The 17,494-nt window shown below is 62.3% G+C and carries 14 protein-coding genes; 9 read left to right on the top strand and 5 right to left on the bottom strand.

Annotated features, from left to right (window positions below):
• Both ACHFGA_RS04900 and ACHFGA_RS04905 read right to left on the bottom strand, forming a co-directional pair.
• Positions 1–818, bottom strand: an 818-nt coding sequence (locus tag ACHFGA_RS04900; RefSeq protein WP_394281304.1) for a Glu/Leu/Phe/Val dehydrogenase, incomplete at its 3' end; no start/stop codon positions are given.
• A gap of 450 nt (positions 819–1,268) precedes the next feature.
• Positions 1,269–3,401 (bottom strand): glycoside hydrolase family 3 C-terminal domain-containing protein, encoded by a 2,133-nt coding sequence (locus ACHFGA_RS04905; protein ID WP_394281305.1) that lies wholly within the window; start codon positions 3,399–3,401, stop codon positions 1,269–1,271.
• A 146-nt stretch (positions 3,402–3,547) separates the two neighbouring features.
• On the opposite strand from ACHFGA_RS04905, the gene ACHFGA_RS04910 reads away from it, so the two are divergent.
• From ACHFGA_RS04910 to larE, 5 genes are all read left to right on the top strand, one after another.
• A complete protein-coding gene (locus ACHFGA_RS04910) occupies positions 3,548–4,495 on the top strand; it encodes an Ldh family oxidoreductase (protein WP_394281306.1) in 948 nt (315 codons plus the stop codon).
• Positions 4,496–4,596: 101 nt separating this feature from the next.
• Complete coding sequence (locus tag ACHFGA_RS04915; protein WP_394281307.1) at positions 4,597–5,907, top strand: MFS transporter; 1,311 nt, start codon at positions 4,597–4,599, stop codon at positions 5,905–5,907.
• Positions 5,908–5,932: 25 nt separating this feature from the next.
• Positions 5,933–6,922 carry a glutathione S-transferase family protein gene (locus tag ACHFGA_RS04920; protein ID WP_394281308.1) on the top strand — a complete coding sequence of 330 codons (990 nt, stop codon included), beginning with the start codon at positions 5,933–5,935 and terminating at the stop codon, positions 6,920–6,922.
• 11 nt (positions 6,923–6,933) lie between these two features.
• Entirely contained in the window at positions 6,934–7,917 is a 984-nt protein-coding gene (locus ACHFGA_RS04925; RefSeq protein WP_394281309.1) for a glutathione S-transferase family protein, read from the top strand.
• A 24-nt stretch (positions 7,918–7,941) separates the two neighbouring features.
• Positions 7,942–8,835, top strand: coding sequence for an ATP-dependent sacrificial sulfur transferase LarE (gene larE / locus ACHFGA_RS04930; protein WP_394281310.1), 894 nt, complete (start codon positions 7,942–7,944; stop codon positions 8,833–8,835).
• A gap of 35 nt (positions 8,836–8,870) precedes the next feature.
• Here the strand turns inward: larE and ACHFGA_RS04935 are convergent, their stop codons facing one another.
• Together ACHFGA_RS04935 and ACHFGA_RS04940 are read right to left on the bottom strand one after the other, a co-directional pair.
• Positions 8,871–10,787 carry an acyl-CoA dehydrogenase gene (locus ACHFGA_RS04935; RefSeq protein ID WP_394281311.1) on the bottom strand — a complete coding sequence of 639 codons (1,917 nt, stop codon included), beginning with the start codon at positions 10,785–10,787 and terminating at the stop codon, positions 8,871–8,873.
• A gap of 13 nt (positions 10,788–10,800) precedes the next feature.
• Positions 10,801–11,421: a TetR/AcrR family transcriptional regulator gene (locus ACHFGA_RS04940; RefSeq protein ID WP_394281312.1), complete on the bottom strand. Its 621-nt coding sequence runs from the start codon at positions 11,419–11,421 to the stop codon at positions 10,801–10,803.
• A gap of 87 nt (positions 11,422–11,508) precedes the next feature.
• Here ACHFGA_RS04940 and ACHFGA_RS04945 point away from each other — a divergent pair, with 87 nt between their 5' ends.
• From ACHFGA_RS04945 to larB, 4 genes are read left to right on the top strand one after another with little or no spacing between them, the layout of a single operon-like run.
• Positions 11,509–12,759: an acetyl-CoA C-acetyltransferase gene (locus ACHFGA_RS04945; RefSeq protein WP_394281313.1), complete on the top strand. Its 1,251-nt coding sequence runs from the start codon at positions 11,509–11,511 to the stop codon at positions 12,757–12,759.
• A complete protein-coding gene (locus tag ACHFGA_RS04950) occupies positions 12,756–14,162 on the top strand; it encodes a 3-oxoacyl-ACP reductase (RefSeq protein WP_394281314.1) in 1,407 nt (468 codons plus the stop codon). The genes ACHFGA_RS04945 and ACHFGA_RS04950 overlap by 4 nt, the downstream gene beginning before the upstream one ends.
• A 10-nt stretch (positions 14,163–14,172) precedes the next feature.
• The gene (locus ACHFGA_RS04955) at positions 14,173–15,060 is read left to right on the top strand and encodes a MaoC family dehydratase (protein ID WP_394281315.1); all 888 of its coding nucleotides are present in this window, start codon (positions 14,173–14,175) and stop codon (positions 15,058–15,060) included.
• A 55-nt stretch (positions 15,061–15,115) separates the two neighbouring features.
• A complete protein-coding gene (gene larB / locus ACHFGA_RS04960) occupies positions 15,116–15,781 on the top strand; it encodes a nickel pincer cofactor biosynthesis protein LarB (protein WP_394281317.1) in 666 nt (221 codons plus the stop codon).
• Between the two features lie 89 nt (positions 15,782–15,870).
• On the opposite strand, the gene ACHFGA_RS04965 is transcribed toward larB, so the two are convergent.
• A complete protein-coding gene (locus ACHFGA_RS04965) occupies positions 15,871–17,103 on the bottom strand; it encodes a LarC family nickel insertion protein (protein ID WP_394281316.1) in 1,233 nt (410 codons plus the stop codon).
• Positions 17,104–17,494: the final 391 nt, after the last annotated feature.

The raw sequence follows: 17,494 nt of genomic DNA on the forward strand, positions 1-17,494 counted from the left end.
AAGCCCACAACCTTACCCGTCTCGTCGACATGCTCCGCCAAAGCCTCCGTGTCGATGCCATCCGCGTTGTAGATCGCGCCGAACACGTCCGACACCGCGACGACCTTCATGCCAGCCTTCTCCATGAAGATCGCAGCATCGCGCCCGACCTTGCCGAAGCCCTGCACAGCGGCCGTTGCGCCCTCAACCTCGATGCCCAGCTGCTTGATCGCCTCGCGAGTAGTGATGAACACACCCAGGGACGTCGCCTCCGCGCGCCCCACCGAACCACCCAGCGACACCGGCTTACCCGTAACAATGCCCGGGGCCGTATAGCCCACCGCCGTGGAATAGGTGTCCATGAACCACGCCATGGTCTGTGCGTCGGTACCCACGTCGGGAGCGGGGATGTCCACCTCAGGCCCGATGATCGGCAGGATTTCCGCCACGTAACGACGAGTAATGCGCTCCCGTTCTGCCTCTGAATACTTGGTCGGGTCGAACGCCACACCACCCTTCGCGCCGCCATATGGCAGGTTGAGCAGGGCACACTTCCAGGTCATGAGCATGGATAGCGCGCGGACCTCTTCCATGTCCACGTCCTCCGCGTAGCGGGTACCGCCCTTACCGGGACCACGGGTGAGGTTGTGTTGCACACGGTAGCCGTGCAGCACTTCGCGGGTGCCATCGTCGCGGCGCACCGGGATGGCTACCGATAGCTCGCGGCGTGGAGTGGCCAGCAACTCATAGTCATCGTCAGAAAAGCCCAAGATTTGTTGGGCGGCCCTGAGCTGCTTCTTGGCGTCATCGAACGCGGTTTCGGGGGTGTTATCTGCCATAGCGAGGTTCTCCTTGTGTTTTCGCTCTAGTTTATATCGGTTGCACTACTTTCGTACTACTTTTCAGGCGGTGGGTTACATCTTTACGTGCGATTTGGCCGACAAATCCCGCTTTTGTTCTGAAAAAGCCCGTATTTGTCGGCCAAATAGTGCGCTCAGGGGTGCGCTTCCTACGCGTTGAACTTTTTCTAACGATTGCTTGTACACAAAGGCCCGGGCCGTTCCTTACACCACGCATGCTTCCCAGCCGTCCTAATCCGCCACTGTTCCGCATATTGGCGATTCACTGTTAGATTTGGCGCCCCCTTTTCCCCCGCATGCACTCTTTGGCAGACAGATCCCGCTTTTGTTCTGAAAAATCTCGAATTTGTCGGCCGAAAAGCGCGCGTCAAAGGGTGACAGGCACAAAAATGAGGGCCCCCAAAGCGGAGGGCCCTCAAAGTTGCGGTTCTAGACGGTGAACTTCTCCACGTGGGAATCGTCCTCAGAGGAGGTGCCCACGTACACCGTGAACTCGCCTTCCGGCACCACGAAGTCATGGGCCACAACGTCCCAGACACCCAGCGGGTGGTTGGTGGCAGAAGCGTCGATGTTCAGCTCGACGGTCTCCGAAGCCCCCGGCTCCAGGTGAACCTTGGTGAAACCAACCAAGCGCTTTGGCGGCTGGCCAGCAACAGGAATACCCAGGTAGACCTGCACAACCTCTGCGCCAGCAACATCGCCAGTGTTAGTCACCTTGGCCGACACCTTCACACCCTCAGCGGAACCAGAGACGGAAACGTCGGAAAGTTCGAAGGTAGTGTAGCTAAGGCCGAACCCGAATGGGAAGGCTGGGGTGACGTCGTTGGCCTGGAACCAGCGGTAGCCCATCTCAAGGCCCTCGGAGTAGCGGATGGTGTTGTAGCCCTCGCCCTCGTCGGTGCCTGGGTAGCGCTCAGGGTGGTTGTGGCCAATCCAGTCCTCGTCCTTCTTCGGGTAGGTGGTGGGCACCTTGCCGGACGGGTTGACCTTGCCAAACAGCAGGTCGGCGACCACGTGCCCGTCTTCAACACCCTGGTTCCATACCTCGAGAACCGTGGCGGCATTGTCCAGCCATGGCATGACCATCGGCGCGGAGGATTTCAGCACGACCACGTTGTTGTCGTTGGCGTCCAGCAGCGCGGGGATCATCTCATTTTGCTGGTGCGGCATCTGCATGGTCTGGGAGTCCGCACCCTCGGTAGCGATCAGGCCGGCCATGATGACCACCAGGTCCGCGTCCTGCGCGGCGGCAACTGCTTCGTCCAGGTTGGACAGATCGCGCTCGACGACGAACAGGTCCACCTGCGCGTCCGAGCCCAGCTCTTCGAGCACATCCTGCATGCCGGGCTGCGGTGCCACGGTGTAGATCGGCTTGACCTTGGAGGATCCGCCACCACCTTGGCAGGCGCGCTCCGCGAACTTGTCCTGGCCGACGATAAGGACCTTCTTGTTGGCCTTCGGGTCCAGTGGCAGCAGCTTGTCGTCGTTCTTCAGCAGCACCGCCATCTGGGCGCCGATCCGACGAGCAATCTTGCCGTGCTTCTCACCATCGATGTCGACTGGGTTGTACTCGCGGTCGAAGTGGTTGAAGCGGAACATCTGGGTGTAGCGGCGGACCAGGGCACGGTCGACCAGCTCGATCTCCAGGGACGTGTCTTCCAGCGCCGCCTTGATGTTCTCCTCGTTTAGCCACTTCGCATCTGGCATCTCGTGGTCCAAGCCTGCGTTGATAGAGGCGGCACAGGAGCGGGTGGACCAGAAGTCCGACTGCACGTAGCCTTCGAAGCCCCAGTCGCGGCGGAGGACGTCGTTAAGCAGGTAGCGGTTCTCAGTGGCGTAGTCGCCGCGCACGCGGTTATAGGCGGACATCATCGAGGCGATCTCGCCGTCCTTGACCAGCATCTCAAAAGGCAGCAGGTAGAGCTCGCGCAGAGTGGTCTCGTCGAGTTCTACGTTGGTGCGGAAGCGCTCATACTCCTGGTCATTGACGGCGTAGTGCTTGCCCATCGCGATGATGTCGTGGGACTGGATTGCCTTGGTGATCGCCACACCCATCGCGCCCGAGAGGTAGGGGTCCTCAGAGAAGTACTCGAAGTTGCGACCCGCAGTGGTGGTGCGGTGCAGGTTCACGGCCGGGCCCTCAAGGACGTGCTGGCCGGCGTCGTCGGTTTCCTGGCCGATGATGTCGCCGTACTCAGAGGCAAGTTCGGTGTCGAAAGAGGCTGCAACGCCAATCGTCATCGGAAGGGCAGTCGCGTGAGGGGCGTCATTGCCGTCGCCCATGCCCACGCCAACCGGGCCGTTGGTGATGCGGAAGCGCGGAATACCCAACTCGTCGAGAGCCTTCACGTGGCGTTCCACGTTAATCTGGGCGGTGAGCTGCTCCATCGCTTCTTCATCTTCGGCCTCACTGGAGATGCCGTAGATGTCGATGGTTTGCATTCCGCCGTGCAGCTGAGCGATCTTCTGCTCCAGCGTCATATTCTCAACGAGCTTTTCCGCGCGCTCGCGGTCAGTCAGTGATTCATCCATCCATGGACGGTCTGCATTCTCGGCAGTCATGGTGCGATCCTTTCGTGTGACGCATATCGCTAAATTATTTCTGAAGTGACGAACACTATTCTACGAATAAGCAGGCAGTTCGGCTAGGAGTTTCACGTAATTGCAGGCGGCGCGGCAAGTCCCCAGCACCCTCTACGCTGGGAGCCATGAAACTTGAGATAAACACTGTCCGCGACACCTTCCACCGCGCCCTGCGCACGCACGGTATGGACGAGGCCCAGGCCGCCTCCACCGCTAACGTTTTCCTCGACGCTGAGCTGGCCGGCAAATCCAGCCACGGGGCGTTTCACTTGCTCACTTACCTCTCCGCGCTGGACAATAACAGCATCAACGGCCACGCCCAGCCCACGGCAGAGGTGCGCGGATCGGTGATCACCATCGATGCCAACGCAGGCTTGGCCCAGTTCGCCCTCGAGTCTCACCTGGATTCCCTGCTGGCCACCGCGCGCGAGCAGGGCGTGGCCGTCGCCGCCGTCCGCAACACGTACACCACGGGTGAGCTGGGCTGGTACCCACGATTTTTCGCGCGCCACGGCTTCATTAGCTTAACGACGACCAACTCACCCGCCCTGGTGGCTCTTTCTGAGACGGGGCGCCGTGTGATTGGCACGAACCCTGTGGCATTCGGGGTGCCTGATGCCATGGTGATTGACCAGGCCATCAGCCCGTCCGCTTTCCACACGGTGCGCCAGTACGCCGAGCGCGGCGAGGAACTGCCGGAGGGGTGGGCTGTCGATGGCAGCGGTAATCCCACCCGGGATGCACGCACCGCCGTCGAGGAGGGCGCGCTCCTTCCGTTCGGTGGGCACCGCGGAGGGAACTTGGCGCTCATGGGTGAGATGTTGGCGATGCTTGCGGGCGGGCGATCGTCGTTAAGCGCTGCGGAACAAGGAAACGGTCAACCCGGAGTGGGCCTGTTTTCGCTCGTACTGAACCCGGGCTTTTTCGCTGAGGACGCCCTGGGAAGGCTCAGCGCGCAACTGGAGACCCTGCGTGAGCAGCACGAAGTGTATATCCCTGGGCGCGGTCGGCCAACGCCGAGCGAGGTGGAGATCGATGACGCGACCTGGCAGAAGCTGGAGGATCTGATGTAGCTGCGAATATATTGAGCACACCATTCTTGCCATACTGATAAGTATGCCTATACTGAACCGTATAGTCTATTGTTTAAATTTAAAACTATACGGAAGTAAGAATGTCATCAACGCTCGCAACTGAACAACCTCGCACCCGCGGCGGCGGCAAGATCTTTGGTGCCCTCATCGGCTCCGCGATGGAAGTCTTCGACTGGTCCATCTACACCACCTTCGCCGCATTCTTCGCGGTCTCCTTCTTCGGCCCCGGTGGCGGCGATACCCAGGCGTTTATCAATTCCCTGATCGTCTTCGCTGTCGGGTTCATCGCCCGCCCGGTAGGTTCGCTGCTCTTCGGATATATCTCTGACGTGCGGGGGCGGCGGATCTCACTGTTCCTCACCTCCCTGACCGCCATGGTGGGCACGCTGATCATCGCTTTCGCCCCCACCCATGAACAGGTCGGTATTGGTGCCGCGATCATCCTGATCGTCGCGCGCATTGTCCAGGGACTCGCCCACGGCGGTGAGCAACCCGCCGCCGGCGCTTATGTGTCGGAGCGTTCGACACCGTCCAACCGTGGGCGCATGTCGTCGCTCATTTATGTCTCCATCCTCGTCGGCGGCCTGCTTGCCACACTCCTCGGTGCCATTCTCACCGGCACCGTGAGCGAGTCCGACATGTTTGCGTGGGCCTGGCGCATCCCATTCGTCGTAGGTGGCATAGGGTCCCTGGTCGCCCTGTACTTTGTGTGGAGGCTCGAGGAGACAGAAGTTTTTGAGGACGTCTCCACCACCACGCAGCAGCGCCCGAACCTGTTCAAGGAAATGGTGCGCGCATGGCGCCCAGCCCTGCAGATTATTGGCCTGACCTTGGGCATCACCATCGCTTTCCAGAACTGGGCGGCGATGTCCGGCTTCCACATCTCCATCCTGGATTCTAACCCGAACCACGTGCTGTGGACTGCCGTGGGCGCGAATATCTTGGCGATCCTCGCTCTCCCCCTCTGGGGTGCCCTGTCGGACAAGGTCGGCCGTAAGCCAGTCCTGATCATCGGGTTCGTCGGCCTGGCTCTCACAACTTTCCCCTTGATGCAGTTCCTCGACGGCTCCTGGCAGCACATGCTCATCGCCATGGGCGCATCGATGATTCTGCTGGCAGCACCGCTTTCCATCCTCCCCGCCCTCATGGCGGAGCTGGTCCCCACCTCCATCCGCACGATCGGCGTCGGCTTTGCCTACGCCATCGCCACCGCAATCTTCGGCGGCACCGTGCCCGCATTGCAGGCATGGATCGGCGAGCAGTGGAGCCCACAGCACTTCGGCGTCTACGTCACCCTCACCGTTGTGGTCTCCCTGGTGGTCACCTTCTTCATCCCGGAAACACGCGGCAAGGATCTTTCCGACGAACACACCACCGCACACCAGAACTAACCAAGAAAGGACAACGTAAACCCCTATGTCAAAGAAAAACACCTCGCAGCATCTAGACCAGGAAGTCGGCCAGAAAGGCGAATTCAAACGCCAGAAAAACCGCTTCACCACACCTTTCGGTACTGGGCCAGACGATCTTCCTGTGGAGGCCGGAAAGTATCGATTGATCGTCGGCAAGCTGTGTCCGTGGGCGCACCGGCAGCTCATCGTCCGCGAAGTCCTGGGCCTCGAGGATGCGATCAGCGTGGGCGTCATCGACCCGATCCGAGGTGACAACGGGTGGGAGTTCAACCTTGACCCAGGCCAGAAAGACCCGGTCCTGGGCATTCATGAGCTCCGCGAGGCCTACCTCAACGCCGACCCAGACTTTGATGGACGGCCCACCGTGCCCGCCGTCGTCGATATTGCCAGCGGAAAGGTAGTGAACAACGACTACTTCAAGCTGAGCAACTATTTCGAAGTTGAATGGCGCGATCTGCACGGTGAGAACGCACCGAATTTGTACCCCGAACATCTGCGCGAGGAGATGGATCAGCTGGCTGACTTCATCTTTCACCGCGTGAACAATGGCGTGTACAAGTGCGGTTTCGCCCGGTCGCAGGAAGCCTATGAGGAGGCCTACTTCCAGCTCTTCGAGGCATTGGACATGCTCGAGGAACACCTGGCTGACAAGCGTTTCCTCATGGGCGATCACATCACCGACGTGGACGTGCGCCTGTTCGCGACACTCGTGCGTTTCGACGCCGCCTACCACGGCGCGTTCCACTGCAACCGCAATCAGTTGATCGATTTCGACAACCTGTGGGGCTATGCCCGCGACCTGTACCAGACGCCCGGTTTTGGATCCACGACCGACTTTGACCACATCAAGCGCCACTACTACTCCATCCCTGTGGTGAAAAGTGAGTATGGCATCACCCCGGTCGGCCCTGATGAGTCCGGCTGGACCACGGCGCATGGTCGCGAACGCTTATCGACGACACCCGACCAAAAGTTCCTCCCATTCGAAAATTAAGGAGTATTGAATTGGCTATTTCTGAACGTAAAAACGAAACCGATGGCAAAGGTGGGTTCAAGCGGCAAACATCCGCATTTACCACCTCTTTCGGCCCTGGCGAGGATGAATTGCCGGTCGAATCCGGTCGCTACCGTCTTGCCGTATCCATGATCTGCCCGTGGGCCCATCGCCAACTGATCGCCCGCGAACTGCTTGGCCTGCAGGATCACATCAGTGTCGCGGTGGCATCGCCACGTCGTACGCTGAAGGGCTGGCGGTTCAGCCTGGACGAGGGGAACCGCGACCCCGTCTTAGGCATTGAGTACCTTGATGAGGCCTACCGCGCCGCTGACCCCGACTATTCCAAGCGCGGCACGGTCCCGGCATTCATCGATATCCCGAGCGGCAAGGTGGTCAATAACAATTTCCACAGGCTTTCGAATGAGCTCGAGGTCAATTGGGCACCGCTGCACGCGGAAGGCGCGCCCGAGCTGTACCCGGAAGAGCAGCGCGCTGAGATCGATGAGTTCAATGACTGGCTCTTCCACACGGTGAACAATGGCGTGTACAAATGCGGTTTCGCCACCACGCAGAAGGCCTATGACGAGGCCTATGATGCGTTGTTCGAGGGCTTGGACCAGCTGGAGGAGCGCCTGAGCACGCAACGTTTCCTGTGGGGCGACTATATTTCTGATTCCGATATCCGCTTGTACGCGACGCTGTGCCGTTTTGACGCCGCGTACTACGGCGGGTTCAAGGCGAACCGCAACCGCTTGATCGACTTCGAGAATCTGTGGGGTTATGCCCGCGACCTGTACCAGACGCCCGGTTTTGGATCCACGACCGATTTCGAGGCGATCAAGGAAGGCTACTTCGGTGGCGAGGGTGTGCTCAGCGAGGATGCCGAACCGATTATCCCTAAGGGTCCGGACCAGTCCGGCTGGGACGAGCCACATGATCGCGACCGCCTGTCGGAAGACCCGGAGAGCAAATTCCGCGCCAAAAGTGCCTAGGCGAAAAGCACTAGAGTAGGAAGCATGTCTTTAAAGCAGCCTGACAAAGCCACCCGTGCGCTAATCGATAAGGTTGCGCCGCACTTGCCGACGACCGGCCGGGTGGGTGTGGCCTATTCCGGAGGGGTGGACTCCGCCACCTTGCTGGCGATCTGCCACTACCTGCTGGGGCATGAGCGCACCTTGGGGATCACCGCGATTTCTGCCTCCTTTGCAGCACGCGAGCGTGCCATGGCGCGTGACACCGCCGCGCTGATCGGTGCTGAGGTCATCGAGGTGGAGACCCACGAGGATGAGATCGAGGCCTACCAAGTCAACGACACAGACAGGTGCTACTTCTGCAAAAATGAGATGTTCGAGGTGATTGACCAGTCGGTCGTCGATAAGCATGATCTTGTCGCTGTGGCCTATGGCGAAAACGCTGATGACGCAGAGCGGATCGACCGGCCTGGCGCACGTGCCGCCACGGAGCATGGGGTGCTACGCCCCCTGGCTGATGCGGGTTTGACCAAGGAGGATGTGCGGGCGATCGCGCGTGGGTTTGGGTTGCCGGTGGCGGAGAAGCCGGCGGCGCCGTGCTTGGCCTCGCGTGTGCCGCATGGGCTGCCGGTGAACCGGGAGAAGCTCGCCCAGATTGAGGGCTTGGAGCTGACGCTCTATGAGTTGGGCTTTTCGGATTCGCGGGTGCGTCATCATGAGAAGATTGCGCGGATTGAGCTGTTGCCGGATGAGATGGCGCGGGCTGCCCAGCCGGAGGTGGCGGCGCGCATCGTGGAATCGGCGCGTGAGCTGGGTTTCACCTATGCGACGGTGGATCTGCGGGGGATCCAGTCGGGCGCGATGACATTGGCGGCGCTGAAGGACAAGTTGCAGTATGTGGGGGCGCAGGAGCCTGAGGCGGTCTCCGACCGAACCTAAGGCGCTGCGCCCCGGACCTTCCGGATGGCTAAGGCCTAACGGGAGGCATAGTCCGGGTCCTGGACGAAGGCCGAATTCAGCCACTCCTCCGGTACGCCGAGGCCGGCGACGAGGTCGTCGGCGTTGGTGGCCAGTTCGGCGCAGAGGCGTTCCACGGTGGTGGTCAGCGCGCGCGAGCGAGTGCCGTCGATCTGGCCGTGCTCGAGGAACCAGGAGCGGTGACGGCGGATCACGCTCAGCGCGTACAGGTCGCACAGCTTGATCAGCAGGTCGCGGGCAGGGCCCTCGGCCGTGTCACCGATCCCGCCGATGAAAGCCTCTAGGATAACGCGGTCCATGTGAGCCTTCGCTGCGGCGATGAGGTGGTTCTGGCAGTTGTTGAAGCCGGCGAACTGCTCCTCCTTGGGCAGTTTCAGCACGTCGCGCATGCGCATACCTAGCGATTCGACGATGCGCTTTTCGCGGAACTCCAGCATCTCTACCTGCCAGCCGCGGGCCAGCAGGATTTCGTCGCCCGTCTTGCGCTGGGCTGTGGCGATCAAGCGGTCGATGGTGGCTGTGGCGGTGGTGCGCTCCAGCAGGCGGTTACCCACCAGTGCTGCGGAGCGGCGCGCAGCCTCCAGCATGTCGAGGTCTTTCCAGCTGGACTGGAACTCCGCCAGCAGGGAACGGCCGACCAGCTGGAACAGCACGGTGTTGTCGCCTTCGAAGGTGGCGAAGACATCGGCGTCGCCACGCAGGGTGGTCAGGCCATTTTCTGTCATGTATCCGGCGCCGCCGCAGGCTTCGCGGCAGACCTGGATGGTGTCGTTGGCCCAGCGGGTCTGTACTGCCTTCAGCCCGGCGGCGCGTGCTTCGAGTTCGCGGGTGGTTTTCTCGTCGGCACCGTCGCGGACCTGCTGGAAGTGTTCGATGACGCGGTTTTGGGCAAATCCCATGGCGTAGGCATAGGCGATCTCAGGCATCAGCTTCTTCTGGTGCGCTTGGTACTCCAGGATGGTGACGGGTTCGCCCGTGCTGGTGGCAAATTGAGTGCGGCTCAGGCCGTAGCGGGTGGCGATGGTCAGCGCTCGTCGAGTAGCGGACGCCGCCGCCCCGCCGACGGAGATGCGCCCGCGGACCAGAGTGGAGAGCGTGGTGTAGAACCGCTTCCCGCGGTGCTCGATGGGCGAATGGTACTGGCCGTCGTCGTCGACTGTGCCATAACGGTTCAGCAGGTTGGCCCGCGGAACGCGGACGTGGTCGAAGGCCATGGTCCCGTTGTCCACGCCAAGCAGGCCGCCTTTGAGGCCGTGGTCGCCTAGGGTCACCCCGGGGAGGGCCTGGCCGGAATCATCGCGTACGGGCACGACGATGCAGTGCACGCCGTGGTTTTCGCCGTCGACGATGAGCTGGCCGAACACCGCTGCCAGCTCACCATGTTCGGCGGCGTTACCGATATAGGCCTTGCGGTCCTCCGGCGTGGGAGTATTGATCTCAAATTCGTCGTCGCCTGGCACATAGGTGATGGTGGTGCCCAGGGATTGGACGTCACTGCCGCGGCCGAGTTCGGTCATGCCGTAGCAGCCGGTCGTCGTGGTGTCGATGATGCCAGGCATCCACTTCTGAATCTGCTCTTCGTTGCCCAGGTTCAAGATGGCGCCGCCGAACAGGCCCTGCTGGACGCCGCTTTTCACGGTAAGCGAAAGATCGCCCATGGCAAGGATTTCGAACGCGGCGATTGACTTGGCCATGGGCTGGCCGTCGCCGATACCTTCCGGCAGGCCGATCTTGCTAAAGCCTGTATCTGAGAGTTCTTTCAGCGATTCGAGGACCCATTGGCGGGCCTGATCCATCGACTGGTCGTAGGGTCGAACCACCATGTCTGGTGGCAGTTCCTGGCGCAGGCGCTGCTTGATGTCGTGGTGTGGTCCGTCGAGGGCTTCGCGTAGTGCGGGTCCGTGCATGCTCATTGTTCTGCTCCTTCTACTTCTTCTGTTTCGTTGCATTCAGGTATGGGGTGAACAGTTCTTCGAGAGTGTCGATGATCTCTTCCTTCGGCTTCTGCCTGCCGGTGGCCACCCAGCGGTCGGTCACCGCCCAGATCGCGCCGACGATGGCCTGCGCCACGATGTCGCCGCGTTCCTCAAAGCCGTGCTCCCGCAGCAGTTGCGCCACCCGCTCCCCGATCAGCGCGGTGAGCGTGACCACGGGGTCGCTACCCTGGCCGATGGCTGAATCGGGGGTGGTCGTCACGAACAGGTACACGCCGGGATCCTTATCGACGAGATCCAGGTACGTCCCCGCCAGGTCAACCACTAGCTGTGGCAGCGGGGTGACGGGGCTAGGGGTCAGAGGTAGATGGCGGTAGATGTACTCCACGGTGCGGTTCACCACCGCTGCCCAGAGCCCGGCCCGATCGTTGAAGTGCCGGTAGAACACTGCTTTGGAGGTGCCGGCCGTTTCGGCGATCGCGTCCATGTGTACGCCTGCGCCGTGGGCGCGGATGGCGCGAATTGTGTCCGCGAGCAGCTGTTCTTTCTTCTCCTGGCGGTGTTTTTCCCAGCGGGTGGAGCGGCCGTCGGGGGCAGTACTCGAAGCGTTCATGAAACTCAGGGTATCAGATACTTCGAGTATGGTGTAATGTGAATCACACAACTTGATCACCCAGTACCCCACACAGAAAGTTCCGCCATGTCACAGCAGCAGAACACCCCCGTGATCGTCGGGGGCAATCGCACCCCCTTTGCCAAAGCGGGCACGGCCTACGCCGGTTCGTCGACAAGCGACCTGCTCACCGCAGCCATCGACGGGCTTGTCGCGCGCTTCGGGCTGGCCGGTGAGCGTATCGACGAAGTCGCCGGCGGCGCCGTGCTCAAACACTCGAAGGACTACAACCTCACCCGCGAAGCCGTCCTAGGCACCGCGCTGGACCCGCACACCCCCGCCGTGGATATGGGCCAGGCGTGCGCGACCAGCCTGCAAACCACCGTCTACCTGGCCAATAAGATCCGGCTGGGCCAGGCGCGCACCGGCATCGCCGCCGGGGTGGATGCGGCCTCGGATGCGCCGATGGCGGTCTCTGACGGGCTGCGCCGCGCCCTGCTTAACTTCAGCCACGCCAAGACCACGCAGGACAAACTTAAAGCGCTCAGCGCCTTGCGCCCCGGGCACCTCGCGCCGAAGCCGCCGCAGGTGGCTGAACCGCGCACCGGCAAATCCATGGGGCTGTCCCAGGCCGACACCACCGCCGCCCTGCAGATCACACGCGAGGCCCAGGACGAACTGGCCCTGGCCAGCCACCAGCGCCTGGCCGCCACCTGGGACTCCGGATTTTTCGATGACCTGGTCACCCCCTGCCGGGGGCTCACCCGCGACAATATCCTGCGCCCGGACACCTCCCTGGACAAACTTGCCAGCCTGTGGCCCGTCTTCGGCGACACCATGACCGCCGGCAACTCCACCGCCCTGACCGACGGCGCCGCGTCTGTCTTGCTTGCCGACGAAGCCCTGGCCCGCGAACGTGGCTGGCAACCCTGGGCACGTTTCGTGGACGCGCAGGTTGCCGCGGTGGATTTCGTGAACGGCGACCCGCGTACCGACGGCCTGCTCATGGCCCCCGTCCACGCCCTGCCGGTGCTGCTGGAACGCAACGGGCTGAACCCCGATGACGTGGCCGTCTACGAATTCCACGAGGCCTTCGCGGCCACCGTCTTAAGCCATATCAAGGCCCTGGACACCAAGGGCATCACCATCGATCCTGACCGAATCAACCCCGACGGCTCCTCCCTGGCAGCCGGCCACCCGTTCGCGGCCACCGGCGCGCGCATCGTGGCCAGCCTGGCCAAGCGCCTGCACTCCATGGGTCCCGGTACCCGTGGCGTGATCTCTATCTGCGCTGCTGGTGGCCAGGGCACCGTCGCACTTTTGGAGGCAACAGCATGAACATCCTAGAAACCATCCTCACCTCTGGTCCGGGCCGCCTGGCCACCAAACAATTAGGTTTGAGTGATCCGCCGAAGCTACGCCGCGGCGACATCCTCCCCGCCGGCAGGGTGGTCCTTGCGGCCACTGGCGCATCGACTTTGGGCGCGAGCACGCTCGAGCTCGCAGGGATTACGCCCATCGATCCGCTTTACGACGAACCCTCCACCCGCACCACCAACGAAGACGGCAAGGTCAAGGTGACAAGCTATGACACCCGTCCCGGTGTGATCGTTGTGGATGCCACCGACATGGTGGCCCTGGATGACCTGGAGAAGATCCGCAGCGTACTGCGCCCGGCCATGCGCGACCTGGAAAAATCGGGCCGCGTCATCCTCCTGGGCCCAGTGCCCGCTGACACCGACGGCCATGAGGCGCGCGCGGTGGCGGAGGCCCTCGACGGGCTGATGCGCACCGTAGGCAAGGAGCTGCGCGCAGGTTCCACCGCTAATCTGATCCGCGTGCAAGCAGGCGCCACGGAAGAAGATCTTCTGTCCACCATGAACTTCCTGATCAGCGGGCGTTCCGCGTTTGTCTCGGGCCAGACGTGGGAGGTCGGCCCGGCGCGCGACACAGCTGAGACCGATGCAGATGGGCCGCAGCCTTTTACAGACCGCATCGTGGTGGTCACCGGCGCCGCCCGCGGGATCGGTGAGGCCATCGCACGCACCTTCGCCCGCGACGGCGCCACCGTGGTGGCCGTGGACCTGCCCGCAGCCGGCGAGGCACTGGCCAAAGTCGCCGTGGAGATTGGGGGTTCTGCCCTGCAGTTGGACATCACGGAAGCGGGGGCCGCTTCGTCGATAAGCAACCATATCCGCAGCGTGCACGGCGATGAAGCCCACCTGTGGGCGATCGTGCACAACGCCGGCATCACGCGCGACAAGCAGCTAGCCAACCTGGACGAAAAGCGGTGGAAGCAGGTGATCGATATCAACCTCAAGGCCGAGATGGCCATCAATGAGGACCTGCTGCGCGGCGACCTGCCAGGCGGATTCGCGGACGGTGGCCGGATCATCGGCATCGCCTCTACCAGCGGCATCGCCGGGCAGAAGGGCCAGACCAACTATGCGGCAAGTAAGGCCGGGGTGATCGGCTACACCCACTCCCTGGCAGCAGCACTCGCTGAATCGGACCAGGGCGGCTTCACCGCCAACGCCGTGGCCCCCGGGTTCATCGAAACGGAAATGACCGCCGCGATCCCTTATGTCAGCCGCGAGATCTTCCGCCGCACCAACAGCCTGGGCCAGGGTGGCCGGCCGGTGGATGTGGCTGAGACCATCGCGTACCTTGCCCGGCCGTCCTCTGGCGGCGTGAATGGGCAGGTAGTGCGCGTGTGCGGACAGAACCTGATCGGTAAGTAAGGAGACAGCAATGTCGAACTCACTGAAGAAATTCGCAGGCCAGGCCCGGTTTTTCGCCACCGCCCTGCGCCCGACCGCCAGCCGCAAACCCGCCTGGTCCGGCGCGCCTGTCGCCGGTTCGCGGGTGGCTGACTTCACCCAAGACAAGGAACACTTAGCCGCCTACCAGGACCTCTGCGGATTTTCCCGCAGCCAATACGTGCCCGCCACCTGGCTGCACGTGCAGACCTTCCAGCTGCAAACGGAGATCATGTCCAGCCGCGACTGGCCCTTCCCCGTCCTGGGCACGGTGCACGTGGCCAACCAGATGCGGTATTTCCGGCCGGTGCATATCGACGAAAAACTCAACATCGGTGTGCAGGTCGGACAGTTATATCCGCATGCCAACGGCACCATCGCCACTCTGGCCGCCACGATCGAAACCGGCCGCGAACTGGTGTGGGCGGGGCGCTCCGACTACCTGATCCCCGGCTATGAGATCCCCGGCCAACACGAAAAAGTGACCCGCGAGGATCTCCCAGAGGCAGAACCCACCACCCGCCTTGAGGTGGGGGCAGACCTCGGCCGCAAGTACGCCGCGGTGTCTGGCGACTACAACCCGATCCACCTCAGCGCCGCCAGCGCTAAACTATTCGGGTTCAAGTCCGCCATCGCGCACGGCATGTGGACCCACGCCTGGGCGCTCGCCCAGCACGGTGAGCACGGTGAGGAGCTGCCGGAGGCCTTTGAGACCCGCGTGCAGTTCACCAAGCCGGTCATGTTGCCGTCCGCGGTGAACTTTGTGCAGGACAGCACAGACGACATGGCCCGTTATGGCGTTCTGCGCGACGACGGCACCCCGCACCTGGCCGGCCATATCCGCCCGCTGGCTCCGGAGGAACTGGGGCGTCCTGCTTAAAGGCTAGACTGGGAGCGTTCACCTCGGCCGCGCTGAAAGGACCTCCATGTCGGACATGCCGGAGCACACCCGCAACGTCGGCGACTTCGCCCGCCTTGATGTCGATCGCGTCCGCCGCCGCGGCTACCCCGAGGCCATCTACTGCGAGGGCAAAACCATTGCCCAGGTAGAGGCCATCGCGGGTGCGCTTGACGACGAGCACCCCACCCTGTTCACCCGCATCTCCCCGCAGCAGGCCGAGGCCGTTCTTGCTGTATTGCCGGATGCGCTTTACGACGAGGTGGCCCGCATGGTGGTGTGGCCGCCGCAGGAACCGGAGGTCTCTGGCGTGTCGGTGCTGGTGGTCTGCGCTGGGACGTCTGACCTGCCGGTCGCGCGCGAAGCCATGCTCACCGCCCGCTACCTGGGACGATCGGTAGACCTGCTTGCAGATGTTGGCGTGGCCGGCATCCACCGCCTCCTCGAACACGAAGACGCACTGCATGAAGCCGGGGTGATCATCGTGGTCGCTGGCATGGACGGGGCTCTGCCCTCTGTGGTGGGTGGACTGGTGGCGGCACCCGTGGTCGCGGTGCCCACTTCTGTTGGTTATGGCGCCGGGGCCGGTGGCATCGCTCCCCTACTCACCATGTTGAATTCCTGCGCACCCGGTGTGGGCGTGGTCAATATCGATAACGGCTACGGCGCCGGGCACTTGGCCGCCCAGATCGCGGCGCGGTAGCTCGTCTCAAACATGTACACCGAATCGACATATCGTGGCGACGTGTCGATTTTCTCAGGTTAAATCGACACGTCCCCAGATCTGTAAGATCACTGAGATGCTCGGCGCAGCACTTCTTTGACCGGCAACCCCAATGCCTCCGCGGCGGCAACGGCATCGTCGAACTCAGGCTGGCGAGTCATCACCACTCCCCCGCGCGTACCAACCTTCACTCGCACCTCATGGCCTTCGACATCCACGCTCTCCCAATGCCGATCCAGCCCCTCGCGCTCCACAGCCCAGGACCGCACACCAAACGTGGTGGTGTGGGCAAACAATATCTCCTTGGCCGCGGCTGGATCGTCGGTAAGCACGTGGATCGTGTGCGCTGACCTGCCCTTTTTCATCACAATCGGGGTGAGCCACGCATCACGGGCCCCAGCGTGCAGAAGCTTATCGACGACTACCGGCCAGATCCGCGGGTCAAGATCATCAACATTGGCCTCTAGCTGGGCGAGCTGGCCGGTGTCCGGATTCGACGCAGCTGCTGTAGCATCCTGCAACAACACAAGGCGCACGACATTGGGGCGACCTGGAGTGTCCTTGGTGCCGGCACCGATTCCGACTGTCTCCACGACACCATCCGGCAACGGACCAAAAGATGTGGCGAAGTGTTTCACCAGAGCGATACCGGTGGGGGTAGCCAACTCTCCCGGCGCGTGCTCATGCCCACCACCGCCATGATCGTGAGCCTGCGAATGATCATGCGAATGATCATGCCCATCACCGTGCAGAATCTTGCCCGAGCGAGTTGGGATGCCACGAGCCAACTCCGCTACCGCGGGAACCGGTACGGGGATATCACCATGGGTTGCGGTAATGCGGCCGAACCCAAGCGCCACCGGCGACGCCGTTACGTGCCACGCCTCGAGCAGCCGCATACCTTCGCACACGCCCACTACGTCGGCGATGGAATCCCAGGCACCGACTTCGTGGAAGTGGATAGTGTCTGGTTCGACGCCGTGGACCTTCGCTTCGGCAGCGGCGATCGATTCGAATACGGCCAGTGCATTGGTGCGGGTGTCGTCGTGAAGCGAAGCCTGCTGGAGCATCCCCCGGATCTCGCGCCAGGTGCGGTGGGGGTGATCGTCGATAAGCACCTCAACGTGCACTTTCACCCCGCGCTGCCCGGCGCGCGTGACCTGTTCGGCCCGCAAGGCGACGGTGTCCGGCAGTACGGTGTCGATGGCGTGTTGCAGTTCGGCGAGATCAACGCCGGCATCGACAAGGGCCCCGAGTAGCATGTCGCCGGCGACCCCGGCGGTAGCATCAATCCATATCATGGTTCAAGCTTAGCTGGGGTGAAGTAAAGAAAAATCTCGTGCACCGCGGAGGCGATGTCACGAGACTTTGTGTTTGTCAGCGGTTCGCGATAGCTGGTCACGTCGTTGATTTCCCACCGGATTCCACCGACGTAGTGTCCAGAGTCCACCGCATTTCCGCAGCCACCCTAACCGGCCTAAGACCTGCACCTATGCTCCCCCTGATCTCGAACAGACGCTGATAAACCCCTCAACCTCTTCATCTGCCGGGAATACAATCTCGTCGTCTCATCGCCATACAGTGAGTTCGTCACATAGAAGCTCCGAAACTCCACCGCATTTCCTACACGGCCCACAATTCCCCGGCCACACCAGTGGCGCAACCGGGGAAGTGTGTTCGGGCTCGGTCAGG

The sequence above is a fragment of the Corynebacterium sp. genome (genome assembly GCF_043426755.1).
Classification (GTDB): domain Bacteria; phylum Actinomycetota; class Actinomycetes; order Mycobacteriales; family Mycobacteriaceae; genus Corynebacterium.